Here is a 16,754-nt window from a genome sequence, read left to right as displayed (position 1 = left end):
GAGAATATTAATAAAAATGATGAGGATATTACATGTGAATCTCCTATGAAGTGAGACATAATGAAGCAGTAGTTAATTCATCCACCAGGGGGTCAATAAAAATGAAAAAGTGGACAGCAGCGCTCGTTATTGGAGCATTGGCAGTGACGGCAGCAGGTTGCGGAAGCGACAACGGAGAGGGAAGCACAAGCGGCTTGCCCAAAGCAGGTGTCGCCATTTATAAATTCGACGATACATTCATGAGCGGCGTGCGTAATGCCATCGAGACGGCGGCAGAAGGTAAAATGGCAGTAGACATCGTAGATAGCCAAAACTCGCAGCCGACGCAGAATGATAAAGTTGATTTATTCATTACGAAAAAAGTAAAAGCGATGTCGGTTAACCCGGTTGACCGTACGGCAGCTGGCATTATTATCGATAAAGCGCAAAAAGCAAACATTCCGGTTGTATTTATCAACCGCGAGCCGCTTGCCGACGATTTGTCGAAATGGGATAAAGCGTTTTTCGTAGGAGCGAAAGCGGAAGAGTCTGGCACGATGGAAGGCGAGATCGTAGCCGAATACTGGAAAGCTCATCCTGAAGCCGATAAAAACGGCGATGGCATCCTGCAATACGTGATGCTGAAAGGCGAGCCAGGCCACCAAGACGCCGAGCTTCGCACGAAGTTCTCCGTACAGGCGATTCAGGACGCAGGCATTCAAGTCGAGAAGCTTGCTGAAGATACGGCGATGTGGGACCGCGTGAAGGGCCAAGAGAAAATGGCTGCATTCCTGTCTTCCAAAGGCGACAAAATCGAAGCTGTTATCGCGAACAATGATGATATGGCGCTTGGCGCAATCGAGGCGCTTAAGGCTGCGGGTTACTTCAAAGACAATAAATTTATGCCGGTTGTCGGCGTAGATGCTACGGATCCAGCACAGCAAGCGTTGAAAGAAGGCACGCTGCTTGGAACGGTATTGAACGATGCGGCTAACCAAGGTAAAGCAACGGTTGAGCTGATGAGCGTACTGGCTGCAGGCGAGACGCCGACGAAAGAAAACACGGGCTTTGAAATCACGGACGGCAAATATGTATGGATACCATACAAAAAAGTAACAGAAGCTAGCAAATAATATGCTGGATCAGCATGGATGAACGAGAGCAGGGGAATAACGTCACTTGCGTTGCCCCTGTTTTTTTTCGCCCATTTACGCAAAGCGGGCTCGACAAAAGGAGGCTATACAATGGCAAAGCAGCATCCTTATTTGCTAGAAATGAACGGGATTACGAAGACGTTTCCGGGTGTCAAGGCACTGGACAATGTAACGCTGAAGGTACGTCCCGGTACGGTTCATGCGCTTATGGGAGAGAATGGCGCAGGCAAATCTACATTGATGAAATGCTTGTTTGGAATCTATAAGCCGGATGCCGGCGAAATTTATTTGGATGAACAAAAGGTTGATATTAAAAACTCGAAGGACGCGTTGAATTTTGGCGTTTCGATGATCCATCAGGAGCTTCATCCCGTACCGCAGCGCAGTGTGATGGAGAACATTTGGCTTGGCAGATTCCCGGTAAAGGGCATTCCGCCTTTCCGGTTCATAGATCATAAAAAGATGTACCGCGATACGGTGGCGCTGTTTGAAGATCTAAATATGGGGATCGACCCTAACCAGCTGGTAGGCGAATTGTCGGTTTCCAAAATACAATCGCTTGAAATTGCTAAAGCGGTATCCTTCAATTCGAAAATCATAGTCATGGATGAGCCGACCTCCTCGCTTACGGGCAATGAGGTAGAGCAGCTGTTTGCAATTATTAATAAGCTGCGTGCACGCGGCGTTTCGATTATTTATATTTCGCACAAGATGGAAGAGATATTGCGCATTTCAGATGACGTAACCATTATGCGCGACGGCAAATATATCGGAACCTGGCCAGCCCCGGAGCTGACCATCGATACGATTATTACGCGCATGGTTGGACGCGATCTATCGGAGCGTTATCCGGAGCGCACGAACGTTCCGGGCGATGTCATGCTTCGGGTAGAAGGACTGACTTCACCGCATGCGCATTCGTTCAAGGACGTATCGTTTGAGCTTCGCAAAGGAGAAATTCTCGGGATCGGCGGTCTAGTCGGCGCGCAGCGCACGGAACTCATTGAAGCGCTGTTCGGGCTTCGGTCCGTGAAATCGGGCTCCATCTATAAGGATGGCAAGCCGATTGTAATCAAATCGCCGATTGATGCGAAGAAGCACAAAATTGCCTTGTTGACAGAAGAACGCCGCGTTACGGGGATATTCCCGGTCTTGTCCGTGAAGGAGAATACGGCGATCGCCAACCTTGGCATGTATCAGAATCGTTTTGGCTTCCTGAATGAGGCGAAGATGAGGGAAGAAGCCGTTAAAGGCGTCGAGAAGTTCAAGACAAAAACGCCGTCAGTCGATCAATTGATCCGCAATCTGTCGGGCGGCAATCAGCAGAAGGTGCTGCTGGCACGCTGGCTGCTGACGAATCCTGATATCTTGCTGCTTGATGAACCTACGCGCGGCATCGACATCGGGGCTAAATATGAAATATACAGCATTATTATCGAGCTTGCTAAGCAAGGAAAAAGCATTATCATGATTTCGTCTGAGATGCCGGAGCTGATCGGTATGTCTGACCGCATTATGGTGATGTCGGAAGGACGCTCCACCGGCATTCTCGAAAGCGACACTGCAACGGAGCAAAGCATTATGCGGTTAGCTGCGCAGACCGGCTAACATAACGGATTTGAAGGAGGTTGAGACAAATGGAAGCTGCTAAAAGCATGAAAATTAAACACGCATTCTCACAAAACGCTATCTGGATCGTGCTTGTGGCACTGATTCTGGGCATCGCCATCATAGATGCTAACTTTTTGTCCATTACGACACTGAGAGATATGCTGATTCAATCCTCTACCCGGACGATTATCGCGCTCGGGGCCGCGTTTGTACTCATTACGGCAGGCACGGATTTGTCTGCTGGACGGGTCGTTGGCCTCAGTGCTGTCGTTTCGGCATCTATGCTGCAAATGCCTGACTATGCCAGCAAATTTTTCCCGAACCTGCCTCAGCTTTCGCTGATCATTCCGATCGCGATCGCGATCATCGTCGGTTTGCTCGTCGGTTTGCTCAACGGCGTAATCGTGGCAAAATTTAACGTGCCGCCGTTCATTGCGACGCTCGGTACGATGGTTGCGGTCTATGGCGCGAATTCGCTTTATTTCGATATGCCACCGAACAACTCGCAGCCGATCGGCGGCTTGCGCAAAGACTTTACGGAAATCGGCACGGGTGCTATAGGCGGCGGTCAGTTCTCGATACCGTACATCGTGCTTATCGCGATATTCGTCGCTTTTATCGTATGGGTCGTGTTCAACAAAACGCGCCTAGGGAAAAACATGTATGCCATCGGCGGCAACATCCAGGCAGCGCATGTATCTGGAATTAACGTGGCGCGCAACCTGATGTGGATCTATGCGATTGCCGGCGCTCTGTACGGCTTGGCCGGAGTGCTCGAAGCAGCACGTACGGGCGGCGCATCGAACAACTATGGCAATATGTACGAACTTGACGCGATTGCGGCTTGCGTAGTCGGAGGCGTATCCACTACAGGCGGAGTAGGGCGCGTGAAAGGCATCATCGCAGGCGTGCTCATTTTCACCGTTATTAACTATGGCTTAACGTATATCGGTATCAATCCGAACTGGCAGCTGATTATCAAAGGCTTGATCATCGTCGTTGCCGTTGCATTCGATATCCGCAAATATGTAGCGAAAAAGTAAGAAGAAGAAGAAGCGGTAGCCGGGAGCTGTCCTCAAGGTCGATGACCTTAGGGCAGCTCTTTGCGCTCACTATGCTTAATCGCATTAATATATACAGCAACACCGTCCTCGTCATTGCTCAGAGTCACATGGGTAGCCAGCTCAAGGAGAACAGGGTGGGCATTAGATACAGCAATCCTTGTGCCTGCGGTCTCAAACATACCGAGATCGTTCAAGTTGTCTCCGAATACGGTAACGTCTTCCGGCTTGCAGCCGACGAGCTCCGCCCATTGCCGTAGTCCTTCCTTCTTGTTCGCATGACGGTGGCTGAATTCTAGAAAGTAATGATTCTCGATGTATGCATCCTTCATGAGATGGACATGGACATGGCTGCCAAAGCGGCGGCTAACCTCATCTTTTAACGGTTCCAGCTCATGAAGCAAGCCTATGAAGGTCATCATTAATGCTCTAAAGGACGCTGGACAGGCAAGAATCGGCAGCTCTCCGAAGCGCGGATCATTAGGGCGGCTCGCGAAGAAGGCTAGGTCACCGCTGCGGACGAGCTTCTCATGCAGCACGCGCTCTTGGTCATCCTCATCCAATGCGAATAAATAAGGCAGCATGGCAAACGATCTGCCGATTTCGATGATTTCATTCGCGGTTCCGTTATCCAGCCAGTGCCCGCCGATAACTTTCATCGAGAGAGGCTCGTAAATGACAGCACCGTTGTACAAGACGATCGGATGCTTCCATGGAATGACGGATACGATTTTGTAAGAGCTGATGTGGCTCCTCGCCGTCGCGTAGCTGATAACCGCTCCTTCCTCCATAGCACGAACGATGCTTTCAACTGTATATGCGGACAGTGACGCATCGGAATGCAGCAGCGTCCCGTCAAGGTCAGTGAGGAAATGATTGTTCTTCAGGGTCATGATAATGCCTCCTTTTAATCATGCATGCGAGAAGCGAAAACATTGCTCCAAGCACGAGCCAGCAGTTGAACGCCTTGCTCCATCTCATGGTCGGTTAAACCGCCGAAGCCAAGGTAAATCGTTGCTCCTTCGCTGTTATCGGGACGAGAGAGATTCTGTGGCCCATATACGATAACATCCTCGTTTGCCGCCAGTCCAACTAAATCGTCTTCACTGACAGCGGCGTTGACTGTTATCTCTACGAAAAGTCCCGCAGCCTCCTCGCTAACTTTGAGCGAATGTGGCAGGTAACAGCGCAAATAAGTTAAAAGCTTAGCATGCTTTCCCCGGTACAAATTGCGCAATTTGCGAACATGACGGTACCAATGCCCGCGTTCCATGAACAGCTGCATGGCCCATTGATCGATCCGCGATGGGCTTGCGAGGGCATATTCAATGGCTGGCAGCTTAGCGTGCAGCTGCGGCGGCATAACCATATAGTTCATGCGCAAGGCAGGCGTGAAGGCTTTGGAGTATGTTCCAATATAGACGACGGAGCCGTGCTCATCCAAGCTTTGAAGCGAAGGAAGGGTTTTCCCGGTATAACGGAAATCTCCGTCGTAGTCATCCTCGATGAGGTACGTGTTGTTGTCCGCTGCCCAGCGAAGCAGCTGCTTTCTTGCAGCATAGGGCAGTGGTTTAGCTGATGGACGATGAGAGGGGGTCACGTACAGCGCTTGAATAGCGTTGGCAGCGAGCTCGGTTACGAGATGATCCATACAGTCGAAAGAAAGCGGGATAACACGGAAACCGTGCTGCTCAAAAATAAGGCCTACCTGTGCAAAACCTCCTGCTTCTATCCCAATCGTAAGCTTTCCTTCCAGCAGCTTGGAGAGAACATGAATGCTGTATGGCAGGCCTGATCCGATTTTTGAATAAGCGCGCGAATGTGAAGATAAAGAGATAAATACAATGGGGTTCCCTCTAGCCTTGCAAATATTAATTCCATAGGTGATTGCCACTCGATCTGACCCGTAAATTTCATGGATAACTGTCACTATAACAGGGGTCAAAATTAGTATATGCTTTGTTCATAGAGACAGCAATCTACGCTAAGCTTGCAGAAAGCAGGGACACAATGACAACTATTCATGACGATGTAGAAGAAAGATTAACGGCGTTAGGAATCATATTGCCAGAGGCTAGCGGGCCGGCAGCTAGCTACGCGAACTATGTTTTCGCAGGGGGTCTTCTATTTGTTTCCGGGAAAGGGCCGTCATCGAAGTTGCGTGGCAAGCTTAGCAGTGATTTCACGACGGAGGAGGGCTATCTGTTCGCGAGAGAGGCGGCCATCGAGGTTCTTGCTGTGGTGAAAAGCGCTGTGGATAGCCTGAGCCTTGTGAAGCAGGTTGTAAAGGCACAAGGCTTCGTAAATGCCGATCCGCAGTTTGATGAGCATCATAAAGTGCTGAATGGCTTCTCCGACGTTATGCTTGAGGTATTCGGGGAAAAGGGTGTCCATGCGCGTTCCGTTTTTGGCGCATGCTCTTTAAGAGAACAATTGCCAATCATTATTGATTCCATATTTGAGGTTTCTGCTTTCGGATCTGAACATAAATGCGCCGAGAAAGCTTCCTCGATTACATTTTTTTGACCGTTGCATTTGCCTTCATATTCCCTTAACATTAATGTTTAGAGTAGCCGTCATGTCATGACGGTTTTTTCTATTTACGTTAGGCATGTACAATTAAGGAGTGAAAGGGCTTGTTACTATTCTCGAAACGTTACGGCCGATCACCGTTTGTCGTTATTTTCATAATGATCATGCTCAAAATGCTGCTGTTCAGGCATTTTATATTTCATGGCATCCAGGCTGACCGTCTCTTAGCGGATGCATCAGCTGTATTGGCGCTGCTGTTCATCGTTGAACTCATGACTTCTGCCAGATGGAAGGCGGCAGTCTTTGGTATCGTGAATGGCATTATCTCGCTTCTCTTATTCGCATCAACGATTTATTTCAGCTACTACGGAACGGTTCCGACTTACACGGCGCTGCATGGGCTGGATCAAGTGCTGCAGGTCCGGACAAGCGTCGGATCGATCATGCAGCCTTCATTTTATCTCTTTTTTGTTGATGTGATCGTTCTCGCTGTCATCTCAGTCTGGAATCGCTTGAACGGTCCTCTCTTGGAAGGGCGCAAACGGATGGTGAAACCCGTTTACGCCGGAATTGCGGCGCTGCTATGTCTTACCGTATCAGGCGGATACATTTGGTCAGGCAGTTCCATTCCGAATGAGATCGTGCAAGCAGAGAGCCTCGGCTTTCTGGATTATCAGGTTGCTGCTGCGATCAAGGAGAACAAGGAGCAGGCGGCGCTGCGGAGCGGCAGCGTAGAAGAGACGTCGGCTAGCGCCGAGTCGCTTCAGGCTGATTACTTTGACCAAATCGGCCAAGCCGTTGAGGCTGGTACGCCTAGCTTCTTCGGATTTGCCAAAGGCAAAAACGTCATCGTCATTCAGATGGAGGCTTTCCAAAACTTCGCGGTCAATCTCGCGGTTGATGGAAAGCCGATTACTCCGGTTCTGAATGAGCTGGCGAAAGAAAGCTTCTATTTCCCGCATTTTTTCCAGCAAATCGGACAAGGGAACACCTCGGACGCCGAGTTTTTGTCGAACACTTCGATTTACCCAACCGGCGTCATTGCGATGTCGACGGGCTACGGAGACCGTGTGCTTCCGAGCCTGCCAAGGCTGCTGGGCGAGAAGGGGTACGAGACGAATACGTTCCATATTAACGACGTGACATTTTGGGACCGCAACCGCATGTATCCTGCGCTGGGATTTGCGAAATACTATGACAAGCCATCTTTTGAGAATGATCACTTTAATTCCTTCGGCGCTTCCGATGAAGAGCTGTATAAGGTAGGTTTGAGCAAGCTGCAAGAACTGAAGGGACAAAACAAGTCCTTTTACGCGCAATTTGTAACGACATCCAGCCATCATCCGTTTAAGGTACCAGGCGATAAGCAGAAAATCAGCATGCCGGACAATTTGAAAGACACCCAGCTCGGTGACTATTTAACGGCGCTAAACTATACCGATTATGCACTGGGCCAGTTTATAGATGGTCTGAAGGCAAGCGGCATGTGGGAAAATACAGTGTTGGTAGCCTACGGCGATCATTATGGTCTTCAAAAAAAGGACAATGATCCTGCCTGGGTCAGCGAGCAGCTTGGCATTACCTATGACGGAGATTTGGATCGGTTTAACATTCCGTTATTCGTCCATGTGCCAGGCGCTGATGGGAAGGTGATGGATCAAGTAGGCGGTCAAGTGGATATTATGCCTACCGTAGCCAACCTGTTGGGCGTTTCGCTCAAAGATGAGGCATATACGGCATTTGGGCATGATTTGCTCAATATGACGAGCAATGTGATTGGGATGCGATATTATCTCCCTACAGGTTCGTTTTTCAATAATGACATCCTGTTCGTGCCAGGCAAGGGCTTCGAGGATGGGAAAGCAATCGATATAAGAACGAAACAGCCCGTGTCCGACTTCGGCCAGTATCGCGCGGATTACGATTATATCCTAGAGCTCATGAAGTTATCTGACGATTATGTCCGTTTGCTGCCGAAGCGGGCGCCTTAGAAGTGGATCAGACGTCTCTTGTCGATACAGACAGGGGACGTTTTTCGTTTATGAGAAAGGTTAAGCTTTAATGGCGGGTAGCAATGAGTTAATATGGATATAGCGACAATTAATTATTCTATTCCAATATAACGTAAGGAATCGATGAGACATGCGAATTGGTTTTTTTGACTCGGGAATTGGCGGGCTTACCGTGCTGGCGGAAGCGCTCCATAGGCTTCCTGACAAGGATTTTCTTTATATGGCGGACACGCTGCACGTTCCCTACGGTACAAAGGCCGAAGAGGATGTCAGGGCGTATATTCTCAATTCGGTCGGTTTGATGATGAACGAAGGCATAGATGCTTTAGTAGTTGCCTGCAACACGGCTACCAGTATAGCTATTAATGATTTGAGAGAGCGGTATTCGCTTCCCATTGTAGGTATGGAGCCGGCGGTAAAGCCAGCGGTAGAGATGAACCTTGCAACTGGCAAAAGAGTACTCGTATTCGCCACGCCTCTAACTCTGCAACTGCCTAAATATTACGCACTCGTATCCCGTGTGGATGAACACGGCATCGTCGATTCTTTGCCGCTGCCGGAGCTCGTGCATTACTGCGAGGCGCTGCAGTTCGATCAATCGATTATGAATGACTATTTCCTTGCCAAGCTTGCAGACTACGATTTGGATCAATACGGCATCATTGTACTTGGCTGTACGCATTATCCTTTCTACAAAGATATTCTCAGGAAATTGCTGCCTGCGCATATTTCAATTGTTGATGGCAACGTGGGAACGGTAAAGCGGCTTTCTGCCTTGCTGAGCCGTTACGGCATCGCGAGCGGCGGGGGCAAAGGAGATGTACAATTGATGTGCTCGGGCCGAGAGCCTGCTTACATCAATAAAATGCAAAAAGCGCTGTCTATTCTACGTGAGCGGGAATCGTTAACGGAAACGCAGCCAACTTGATGGATCGAACGAGCCTTATTTGCAGAGCGTGCTAAGCTTTGCTTGGGAAGGCTGACGACTCTCTGGGTGATTGAGAACATTTCGAGTAGGTGATGAAGTTCTTGATGCGCGAAAGACTGTTGATGTGCCGGATGATTGTTGGCGGTCCGATCTGATGCGGCAGCGGAAGCTCTGACGGGGCCTTAGCTATATTTAGGAATGGATGAATTTCCTCATTAGCGGGAAAAGAATAAGCGTTTATCCTGTACTTCTGCAGGATAAACGCTTATTTGCCATGTGAAATGGAAGCTCCGTTGTAATGTGTACAAGATGATGAATTCTTAAGCCATTCAGGCTCTTAAGTCCCTTAAGTCCCTTAAGTCCCTTAATTCCCTTAAGATCTTAAATGTTCTATAAGTCCAATAGGTCTTATATGTCCTCGAGGGTGAGAAGCACCGGACAATGGTCGCTGCCCATGATATGGCAGTCGATCTGCGCATCGACGAGTAACGGCTGAAGTCTTTCGGAGGCGAGGAAGTAATCAATTCGCCATCCCACGTTCCGCTCTCGCACCTTAGGCATGTATGACCACCAGCTGTACACATCTGCTCGGTCCGGATAGAGATGCCGGAACGTATCCAGAAATCCGGATTGGAGCAGGTCGGTCATTTTGCCGCGCTCCTCAAGGGTGAAGCCAGAGTTTCCGAGATTGGGCTTCGGATGCTTGAGGTCGATTTCTTGATGCGCAACATTAAGGTCTCCGCACACGATTACGGGCTTCACCGCATCCAGCTGCAGCAAATAGCTGCGGAAACGGTCTTCCCATTCCATCCGGTAGTCCAGTCTCGTTAGGTCGCGTTTTGCATTAGGCGTATAAACCGTAACCACATAAAAACCTTCAAATTCAAGCGTAATGACGCGGCCCTCGGGTTCAGCATTTTCCTCCATGCCGTAATGAACGGAGAGAGGCTTGATTCTGGTAAACACAGCCGTGCCGGAGTAGCCCTTCTTCTCTGCATAATTCCAATACTGGACATACTCTTCGCCTAGCTCCATGGCAATCTGGCCCTCTTGAAGCTTCGTTTCCTGGAGGCAGAAAATATCTGCATCCGTTTCTTTAAAATAATCATAAAAGCCTTTGGTTACGCATGCTCTCAACCCATTTACGTTCCAAGATACGAGCTTGATCATCATTAATCTCCTCGCGAATCATTTCGTTTTTCTATTAGTTTATCATAGATTCGGCTTGGATTGACTGTCGTGGAGGGGATGTGGCGCTTTGGGAATCTTTCTGCGGATGATCGCTTCCATAATAATCAAATTAGGCACCCAGCAAAGCCAGGCGACAGCGTGGTAGCCGGCTTCGAATTCACCAAAAAGCATAACGAGAGGCGCGAGCCATATTCGCAGAGTAACCCCGGCAAATGTAAGCGCATAGCTGCGAAGCATCCATTCTTTATGCGACTTTATGTCTCCAGCCATTATTTTGCGCAAACCCATCCATGTCGTTGCCAGCCAAAGGATATCCAGCGTAAAGAAGCCTAGACCCGAAATAATGCCGCCTGTTGCGTAAAAAGACAAATAAATGCCGACAATGCCGCTTACTGCGATCGAGAGCACATAAACATAGCCGAGCTGTTTGTGCAGGGTTCCCCTAGGCTTTGATTTCTTCTGGAAAATTTGAAAAGGGCCAATAACAAGCGCCAATATGGCGGTTACGATGTGGACGTACAATACGTAGACCCAAGGCTTAAGCTGAAAATCAGGCTCTTGCAGCTTTGCGGCGACGAGGCCGGCATCGCTGGCTTTGAATAAGCCATACTGGACGGCAGCATATCCGGCTATGGCAAAAGCAAGAAAAAATACGAGCGCTCGATTCCATTTTTTCATCAACATCATCACTCTTCCCCTAATTGATTGGTGTTCAATTAAAAGCTAAAAAAATTAGTGCAGTCCACGCAGCAGCAATTGCACATGAAGGCTGGCAAGCTCATTCAATTCCTCGAAGGTTTGCGAGCTGGAGATATAGAAACTGATAAAGCCGTGCAGGGAGAGAAACAGTACCCATACCATATCATCATTGTGAACATGTTCTGGGTTGATGTGATGCAAGCATCCTTTTACCGCGTTAGAAAATTCCTCATAGCTGGCCATCTTCGGCTTCGACGTGTAGCAATCAAGCTCAGGCTGTTGAATGAGGAACATCAGCTCGAATGAGCGTTTGTTGTCCAGGCCAAACCGAATAAACTGCATAAATATCATGCGCAGTTGATCAACGCCGGGAGTGGGAGTTTGGTTCATCGTGTCGTGGAGCAGTTCATTGAGCCGGTCGAAATCTGCTGTTGTCATCGCACTGAATAAATCCGCTTTCTCGCGAAAATGGTAATAAAGCGATCCTGGTGAGTAGCCTAGCGCCTTTGCAATGGCTCGCATGGATACATCGCGATAGCCTAGCCGGGAGAACTGCTCTCTAGCCGTTTCCAATATCCGCTCTTTACTTAGCTCTTGATCGACTGCTTTTCGTGGTGACATGGGTAGACAACTCCTTATTTGAACGATGTTCAATAAAAGAATACCATATGCTGTATAATTTGGTCAACGACCCATTTAGGATGCAGTACTCCATCCCACACACTAAGATATATGGTAAAATCGGTTTAACGACGCCTTATCCGTGTCCTAAAAGGATGTTCAGAGGGAGAGTAGTTAATCCATGAATGAATAAATGCCAGTCGCTATTCTACTAGGGGATAGTCGCCTGAATGAACACAATCATCTTACATAAGCTAATTCATTTTGGACATCGCTAGATCGCATGAAAGGGGAGCAATATGAGCAAGAAGAACAAAATGAAATTCAGCCAATACCGGATGATGCTGAGCCGCTATTTGCTTCCGCAGAAGAAGGCGCTCGCGGGCCTTGCGCTGCTGCTTTTCTCCTCTATTGGGCTGCAGCTCGTTAACCCGCAGATTATCCGCTACTTTATTGATACAGCGCAATCCGACAAAACCTTGCAGCCGCTTTATTATGCAGCAGCGCTCTTCATCGGCTTCTCGCTCATCCAACAGCTCGTTTCTGTCATCGCAACCTATGTGAGTGAGAATCTGGCTTGGCGTGCGACGAATCAGCTTCGCGGCGATCTGGCCGAGCATTGCCTCCGGCTTGACATGTCGTTTCACAAATCGAACACGTCAGGCTCAATCATTGAACGGGTTGATGGCGATGTCAATGCGCTTGCGAATTTTTTCTCCAGCTTTATTATTCACCTGGCAGGCAACTTGCTGTTAATGATCGGCATTATCTTATTGTTATTTCGGGAAAACATATGGATCGGCCTAGGCATGCTGCTTTTTGTCGTGTTTGCAATGATTGTCATCCAATGGATCCGCAAGTTTGCGGTGCCCGTATGGGCCAAGTGGCGACAAATCAATGCTGAATTTTACGGTTATATCGGCGAGCATTTGGAAGGGACAGAGGATACGCGTGCGAACGGAGCAACCGGGTTCGTTATGAATCGCTTCTATTCGCTGCTGCGGCGGATGCTGCCTTTGCGCAGAAAGGCTTTTCTCGGATTCTCAGCGATGTGGATTACAACGATTATCGTGTTCGCGTTGGGCAACGCCATGGCTTTCGCGATTAGTGCCTCTTTATGGAAAGCAGGTGCTATATCCATAGGGACCGTTTATTTGATTTTCTATTATACGGAGCTGCTGGCAAAGCCGATCGAAAAGATACGTACCCAAATCGAGGATTTGCAGAAAGCGGATGCCAGCCTGCTTCGTATCTTCGAGCTGTTCGATACTGCTCCGAAGATTGCGGATGGACCTGGAGCGAAGCTGCCGGAAGGTCCGCTTTCGGTAGAGCTTAACGAGGTGACGTTCGGCTATGATGAATTTCCCACTTTGCAGGAGCTGAATTTGCAGGTAAAGCCAGGCGAGGTGCTTGGCTTGCTAGGGCGTACGGGAAGCGGGAAGACGACGCTGGCCCGGCTTATGCTTCGCTTCTATGACCCGCAGCAAGGCAGCATCAGGCTGAACGGAACGGACATTAGGGAGTGCAAACTTGCCGAGCTGCGATCTAGGGTTGCTCTCGTGACGCAAAACATTGAGATTTTGCAAGGTACCATCAGGGATAACTTAACTTTATATGATGAGAGCATCTCCGATTCAGACATCGTCGCTGTACTTCGCGAACTAGGCTTGAGGAACTGGTATGACACGCTGCCGGATGGGCTTGACACGCCGCTCGCTTCAGGCGGTGCAAGCCTGTCTGCCGGAGAGGCTCAATTGCTCGCTTTTGCAAGGGTTTTTCTGACAAATCCCGGTCTTGTCATTCTCGATGAGGCTTCGTCTAGACTTGATCCGCTTACGGAATTCCGTATGGAACAGGCGATTACGAAGCTGCTCAGCAGTCGCTCGTGCATCATTATTGCGCATCGCCTAGCCACCGTACAGCGTGCCGACCAAATCGTCATTCTGGAGCAAGGACGCATTATAGAGAGCGGAGCCCGCGTTAAGCTGGCTGCTGATCCCTCGTCTACGTTCAGCAGAATGCTGGCGGCCGGGCTTGAGGAGGTGCTGGCATGAGCACGTTTACGTACATGTGGCGTTTAATTTGCTACCGCCCAGGCTGGTATATCACCAACGCCTTCATCTGGACGATTATTTATTTGATGCCGATTTTTCCAGGTCTAATTACGAAGGCCTTTTTCGATTCGCTAACGATTGATTCGGCGGCTGCCTATAGCACTTGGGGGCTGATTGCTCTATTAATAGGGGCGGCATTTGCCCGCAGCGCGATGGTGTTGATCGGGTTTATAACCGATGTTAATTTTCGTTTCCGCATGGGAATGCTGCTAAGACGGAATTTGCTGGAGCATATACTGAAAGAGCCCGGTGCACGGGCCATACCGTGCTCGCCGGGCGAGGCGATTAGTTATTTCCGGGATGATGTAGATCAGTCGGAGGAAGCTGTCAGCTGGTCTGTCGATGTATTCGGCATGACCTGCTTCGCAGCCGTATCATGCTTCATTCTCATACGCATTGATGCGCAAATGACGCTGCTTGTGTTTTTGCCGCTCGTCATCGTGGTAGTCGTGGCGCAGCTTGCTACGACGAGGCTGCAGAAATACCGCTCCGACAGCCGTGAGTCGACGGCCAAAGTAACGGGTGCCATTAGTGAGATGTTCGGCAGCGTGCAGGCGATTCAGGTTGCGGGTGCGGAGAAGCGCGTCATGTCGAGATTCAGGCAGCTCAACGACAACCGCCGCAAAACGATGCTGAAGGATAAGCTGATGACCGAGGTGCTGGACTCGATCTTTTCCAATTCGGTTAATCTAGGAACAGGCCTGATTCTGCTGCTTGCCGGTCAAAAAATGCGCGGCGGTGAATTCACGGTAGGCGACTTCTCTCTGTTCGTCTATTATTTGACCTTCGTCACACAGTTTATTTCGAACTTTGGCAAGTTTCTCACCTATTTCAAGCAGATGACAGTTGCGCTGCTCCGCTTAACCGGCATATTGCAAGGAGCCCCCGCTCAAGTGCTGACGGCACATAATCGATTGTATTTAAAGGGAGATATAGAGGATGGAGCAGCCAAACAAGAGCCGCAGGCAATCGACAAGCTGGAACAGCTAGATGCTGTAGGGTTGACGTATACCTATCCTGAGACGGGCAGAGGCATTGCATCTATTAATATCAGCCTGAAACGAGGCTCCTTTACCGTCATTACAGGCCCAATTGGTTCAGGAAAAACAACACTCGTGCGAACGCTGCTTGGCCTCCTGCCGCAAACTTCTGGTATTGTGCGATGGAACGGACAGGAGGTGCCTGATCCCGGTTCTTTCTTTGCGCCGCCGCGCAGCGCGTACACCGCGCAAGTGCCAAGGCTGTACAGCGATACCCTGCGCGAGAATATATTATTGGGTGCAACAGATCAGAAAGGCCAGCTGGCACGTGCGCTTCATACGGCTGTGTTAGAGGATGATCTGGGCCATTTGCAGAACGGCTTGGATACGGTGATTGGACCTCGAGGCGTAAAGCTGTCTGGAGGACAAGCACAGCGAACCGCTGCGGCGCGCATGCTTGTGCGTGATAGTGAGCTATATGTGTTCGATGATCTTTCGAGCGCGCTCGATGTTGAGACGGAGCAGAAGCTATGGTCCCGGCTATTCCGTGAACGTGGAGATGCGACCTGCCTGGTTGTTTCGCATCGAAAAACGGCGCTTGCGCAGGCCGATCATATTATTGTGATGCGTGACGGCGAGGTTGAAGCTGAAGGGACGGCAGAAGAGCTGCTTGCTGCAAGCGATACATTCCGCCAATTGTGGCATGGAGAAGAGAATTAATTGAGAAGTATTCCGCTATTCGTATGGCTCCCGATTCATGAATCGGGGGCTCTTTTTTAAAATATAGGAAAGTATATCATTTCGCCAACTTTCTCTATATTTCTACGCGAAACGTAAGCTTAGCCGCCAGAGGACGGCTTCAGCCGTTTACGCTTGGGTGAACAGCGGAAGTACGGCTTAAATACCGAAGAAGTCCTTGCAGGCATGAAGATGTTTTCATGAAATAAAGAGTATAAAAAAACGTTAAATAATAATGATAATCGTTATCAATAACTTTAGGGAATAAATTTATTAGTGCTATATATGGAAATAATAAGTGTTAATATAATTTACATCGATTAATTTCATAGATTATTTAAATTAATATTTGGTTATTTTTTATAAAAGAAGATGTTGTAAGCCAAAGTCGAACTATTTAAAATATAAATAGTGACAATCAATGGATTGACATAATTTAGCTGGCGATTATAAAATCAAGCTATCGACGAGCGATGTACACGTTCACGATAGTTTCAAGAGGCATATGACTTGCACCAGTAAGCAAATGCTCCTGCCACGGAAATTTTTTTTGCACCTTAGATGATAATGATTATCATTGTCTTCGCTATAACTTCTTCTGTGGGCATATCTGCGCTTTAGAGAGGAGGAATGATGTCGGAATTAGCTTTAGCTGAACAGCGTATTACATGTCATTAAACCTTTTTCGGCAGTGAAAATATGAATTCAAAACTAAGGGAGTGTATTGAAAATGATGAAATCGATGAAGAAATTAGTTCCTATGATGCTTTTGACTTTGGTATTTGCACTAGTAATGGCTATTCCGGCTTTTGCCGCATCGCAAAGCTATCGCTTCCTAGATTCCGCTGGCAGCGCAACGTCCTTCACGGCGACTCACTCGAGCGCATTTATTAACGGTGCAGCTGACGTAACCGGTTCTACAGCAACCATTACACTTACAGGCGACTATTTCCCATCCCTTAAAGTGAACGGCGTGTTTGCAACAAGAGCAGTCGTTGGCGGCAACACAACATTCACATTCCCGGTAGCTGATGTAGTTACCAACATTCCGGTTGAGCTTCGTGTATACATCGAGGATATCCACGATGCAACTTTCAACCTGCAAATTGACTGGCTGTAATTCAAATTAAAACA

14 protein-coding genes are annotated in these 16,754 nt (G+C 48.7%); 9 read left to right on the top strand and 5 right to left on the bottom strand.

Annotation, left to right across the window (positions count from 1 at the left end):
- The first annotated feature begins 101 nt into the window (after window positions 1–101).
- The 3 genes from FHS16_RS19760 (at window position 102) to mglC (ending at window position 3,787) form a co-directional block, all read left to right on the top strand.
- On the top strand, window positions 102–1,112 hold the full coding sequence (locus FHS16_RS19760; protein ID WP_183566540.1) for a galactose ABC transporter substrate-binding protein: 1,011 nt from the start codon (window positions 102–104) through the stop codon (window positions 1,110–1,112).
- A gap of 111 nt (window positions 1,113–1,223) precedes the next feature.
- Window positions 1,224–2,741: a sugar ABC transporter ATP-binding protein gene (locus tag FHS16_RS19755; protein ID WP_183566537.1), complete on the top strand. Its 1,518-nt coding sequence runs from the start codon at window positions 1,224–1,226 to the stop codon at window positions 2,739–2,741.
- 29 nt (window positions 2,742–2,770) lie between these two features.
- Window positions 2,771–3,787, top strand: coding sequence for a galactose/methyl galactoside ABC transporter permease MglC (gene mglC, locus FHS16_RS19750; protein ID WP_183566534.1), 1,017 nt, complete (start codon window positions 2,771–2,773; stop codon window positions 3,785–3,787).
- A gap of 47 nt (window positions 3,788–3,834) precedes the next feature.
- On the opposite strand, the gene FHS16_RS19745 is transcribed toward mglC, so the two are convergent.
- Together FHS16_RS19745 and FHS16_RS19740 are read right to left on the bottom strand one after the other, a co-directional pair.
- Window positions 3,835–4,698, bottom strand: a complete 864-nt coding sequence (locus FHS16_RS19745; RefSeq protein WP_246431852.1) for a Cof-type HAD-IIB family hydrolase — start codon at window positions 4,696–4,698, stop codon at window positions 3,835–3,837.
- A 14-nt stretch (window positions 4,699–4,712) separates the two neighbouring features.
- Window positions 4,713–5,699, bottom strand: a complete 987-nt coding sequence (locus tag FHS16_RS19740) for an aminotransferase-like domain-containing protein (RefSeq protein ID WP_183566531.1) — start codon at window positions 5,697–5,699, stop codon at window positions 4,713–4,715.
- Between the two features lie 116 nt (window positions 5,700–5,815).
- Between FHS16_RS19740 and FHS16_RS19735 the strand changes: the two genes are divergently transcribed.
- The 3 genes from FHS16_RS19735 (at window position 5,816) to murI (ending at window position 9,277) form a co-directional block, all read left to right on the top strand.
- Window positions 5,816–6,331 carry a RidA family protein gene (locus tag FHS16_RS19735; RefSeq protein ID WP_183566528.1) on the top strand — a complete coding sequence of 172 codons (516 nt, stop codon included), beginning with the start codon at window positions 5,816–5,818 and terminating at the stop codon, window positions 6,329–6,331.
- Between the two features lie 110 nt (window positions 6,332–6,441).
- Window positions 6,442–8,328 carry an LTA synthase family protein gene (locus FHS16_RS19730; protein ID WP_312890985.1) on the top strand — a complete coding sequence of 629 codons (1,887 nt, stop codon included), beginning with the start codon at window positions 6,442–6,444 and terminating at the stop codon, window positions 8,326–8,328.
- 151 nt (window positions 8,329–8,479) lie between these two features.
- Window positions 8,480–9,277, top strand: coding sequence for a glutamate racemase (gene murI / locus FHS16_RS19725; protein WP_183566525.1), 798 nt, complete (start codon window positions 8,480–8,482; stop codon window positions 9,275–9,277).
- Window positions 9,278–9,685: 408 nt separating this feature from the next.
- Here murI and FHS16_RS19720 read toward each other — a convergent pair whose 3' ends face one another.
- Genes FHS16_RS19720 through FHS16_RS19710 form a run of 3 tightly spaced genes read right to left on the bottom strand, consistent with a single transcriptional unit; the run spans window position 9,686 to window position 11,788 of the window.
- A complete protein-coding gene (locus tag FHS16_RS19720) occupies window positions 9,686–10,444 on the bottom strand; it encodes an exodeoxyribonuclease III (protein ID WP_183566887.1) in 759 nt (252 codons plus the stop codon).
- 45 nt (window positions 10,445–10,489) lie between these two features.
- On the bottom strand, window positions 10,490–11,155 hold the full coding sequence (locus FHS16_RS19715) for a DUF2306 domain-containing protein (protein WP_246431851.1): 666 nt from the start codon (window positions 11,153–11,155) through the stop codon (window positions 10,490–10,492).
- A 45-nt stretch (window positions 11,156–11,200) separates the two neighbouring features.
- Complete coding sequence (locus FHS16_RS19710) at window positions 11,201–11,788, bottom strand: TetR/AcrR family transcriptional regulator (protein WP_183566522.1); 588 nt, start codon at window positions 11,786–11,788, stop codon at window positions 11,201–11,203.
- Window positions 11,789–12,087: 299 nt separating this feature from the next.
- Between FHS16_RS19710 and FHS16_RS19705 the strand changes: the two genes are divergently transcribed.
- The 3 genes from FHS16_RS19705 to FHS16_RS19695 all read left to right on the top strand — a co-directional run bounded on the left by FHS16_RS19705 (window position 12,088) and on the right by FHS16_RS19695 (window position 16,740).
- Complete coding sequence (locus tag FHS16_RS19705; protein WP_183566519.1) at window positions 12,088–13,842, top strand: ABC transporter ATP-binding protein; 1,755 nt, start codon at window positions 12,088–12,090, stop codon at window positions 13,840–13,842.
- Complete coding sequence (locus FHS16_RS19700) at window positions 13,839–15,602, top strand: ABC transporter ATP-binding protein (RefSeq protein WP_183566516.1); 1,764 nt, start codon at window positions 13,839–13,841, stop codon at window positions 15,600–15,602. Before FHS16_RS19705 ends, FHS16_RS19700 begins: the two co-directional genes overlap by 4 nt.
- Before the next feature lie 748 nt (window positions 15,603–16,350).
- A complete protein-coding gene (locus FHS16_RS19695) occupies window positions 16,351–16,740 on the top strand; it encodes a hypothetical protein (RefSeq protein ID WP_183566514.1) in 390 nt (129 codons plus the stop codon).
- Window positions 16,741–16,754 lie beyond the last annotated feature (14 nt).

The organism is Paenibacillus endophyticus, from assembly GCF_014192395.1.
GTDB classification, from domain to species: domain Bacteria; phylum Bacillota; class Bacilli; order Paenibacillales; family Paenibacillaceae; genus Pristimantibacillus; species Pristimantibacillus endophyticus.
Note: the sequence above shows the minus strand (reverse complement) of the source record. Positions and strands in the feature narration are given on the sequence as shown.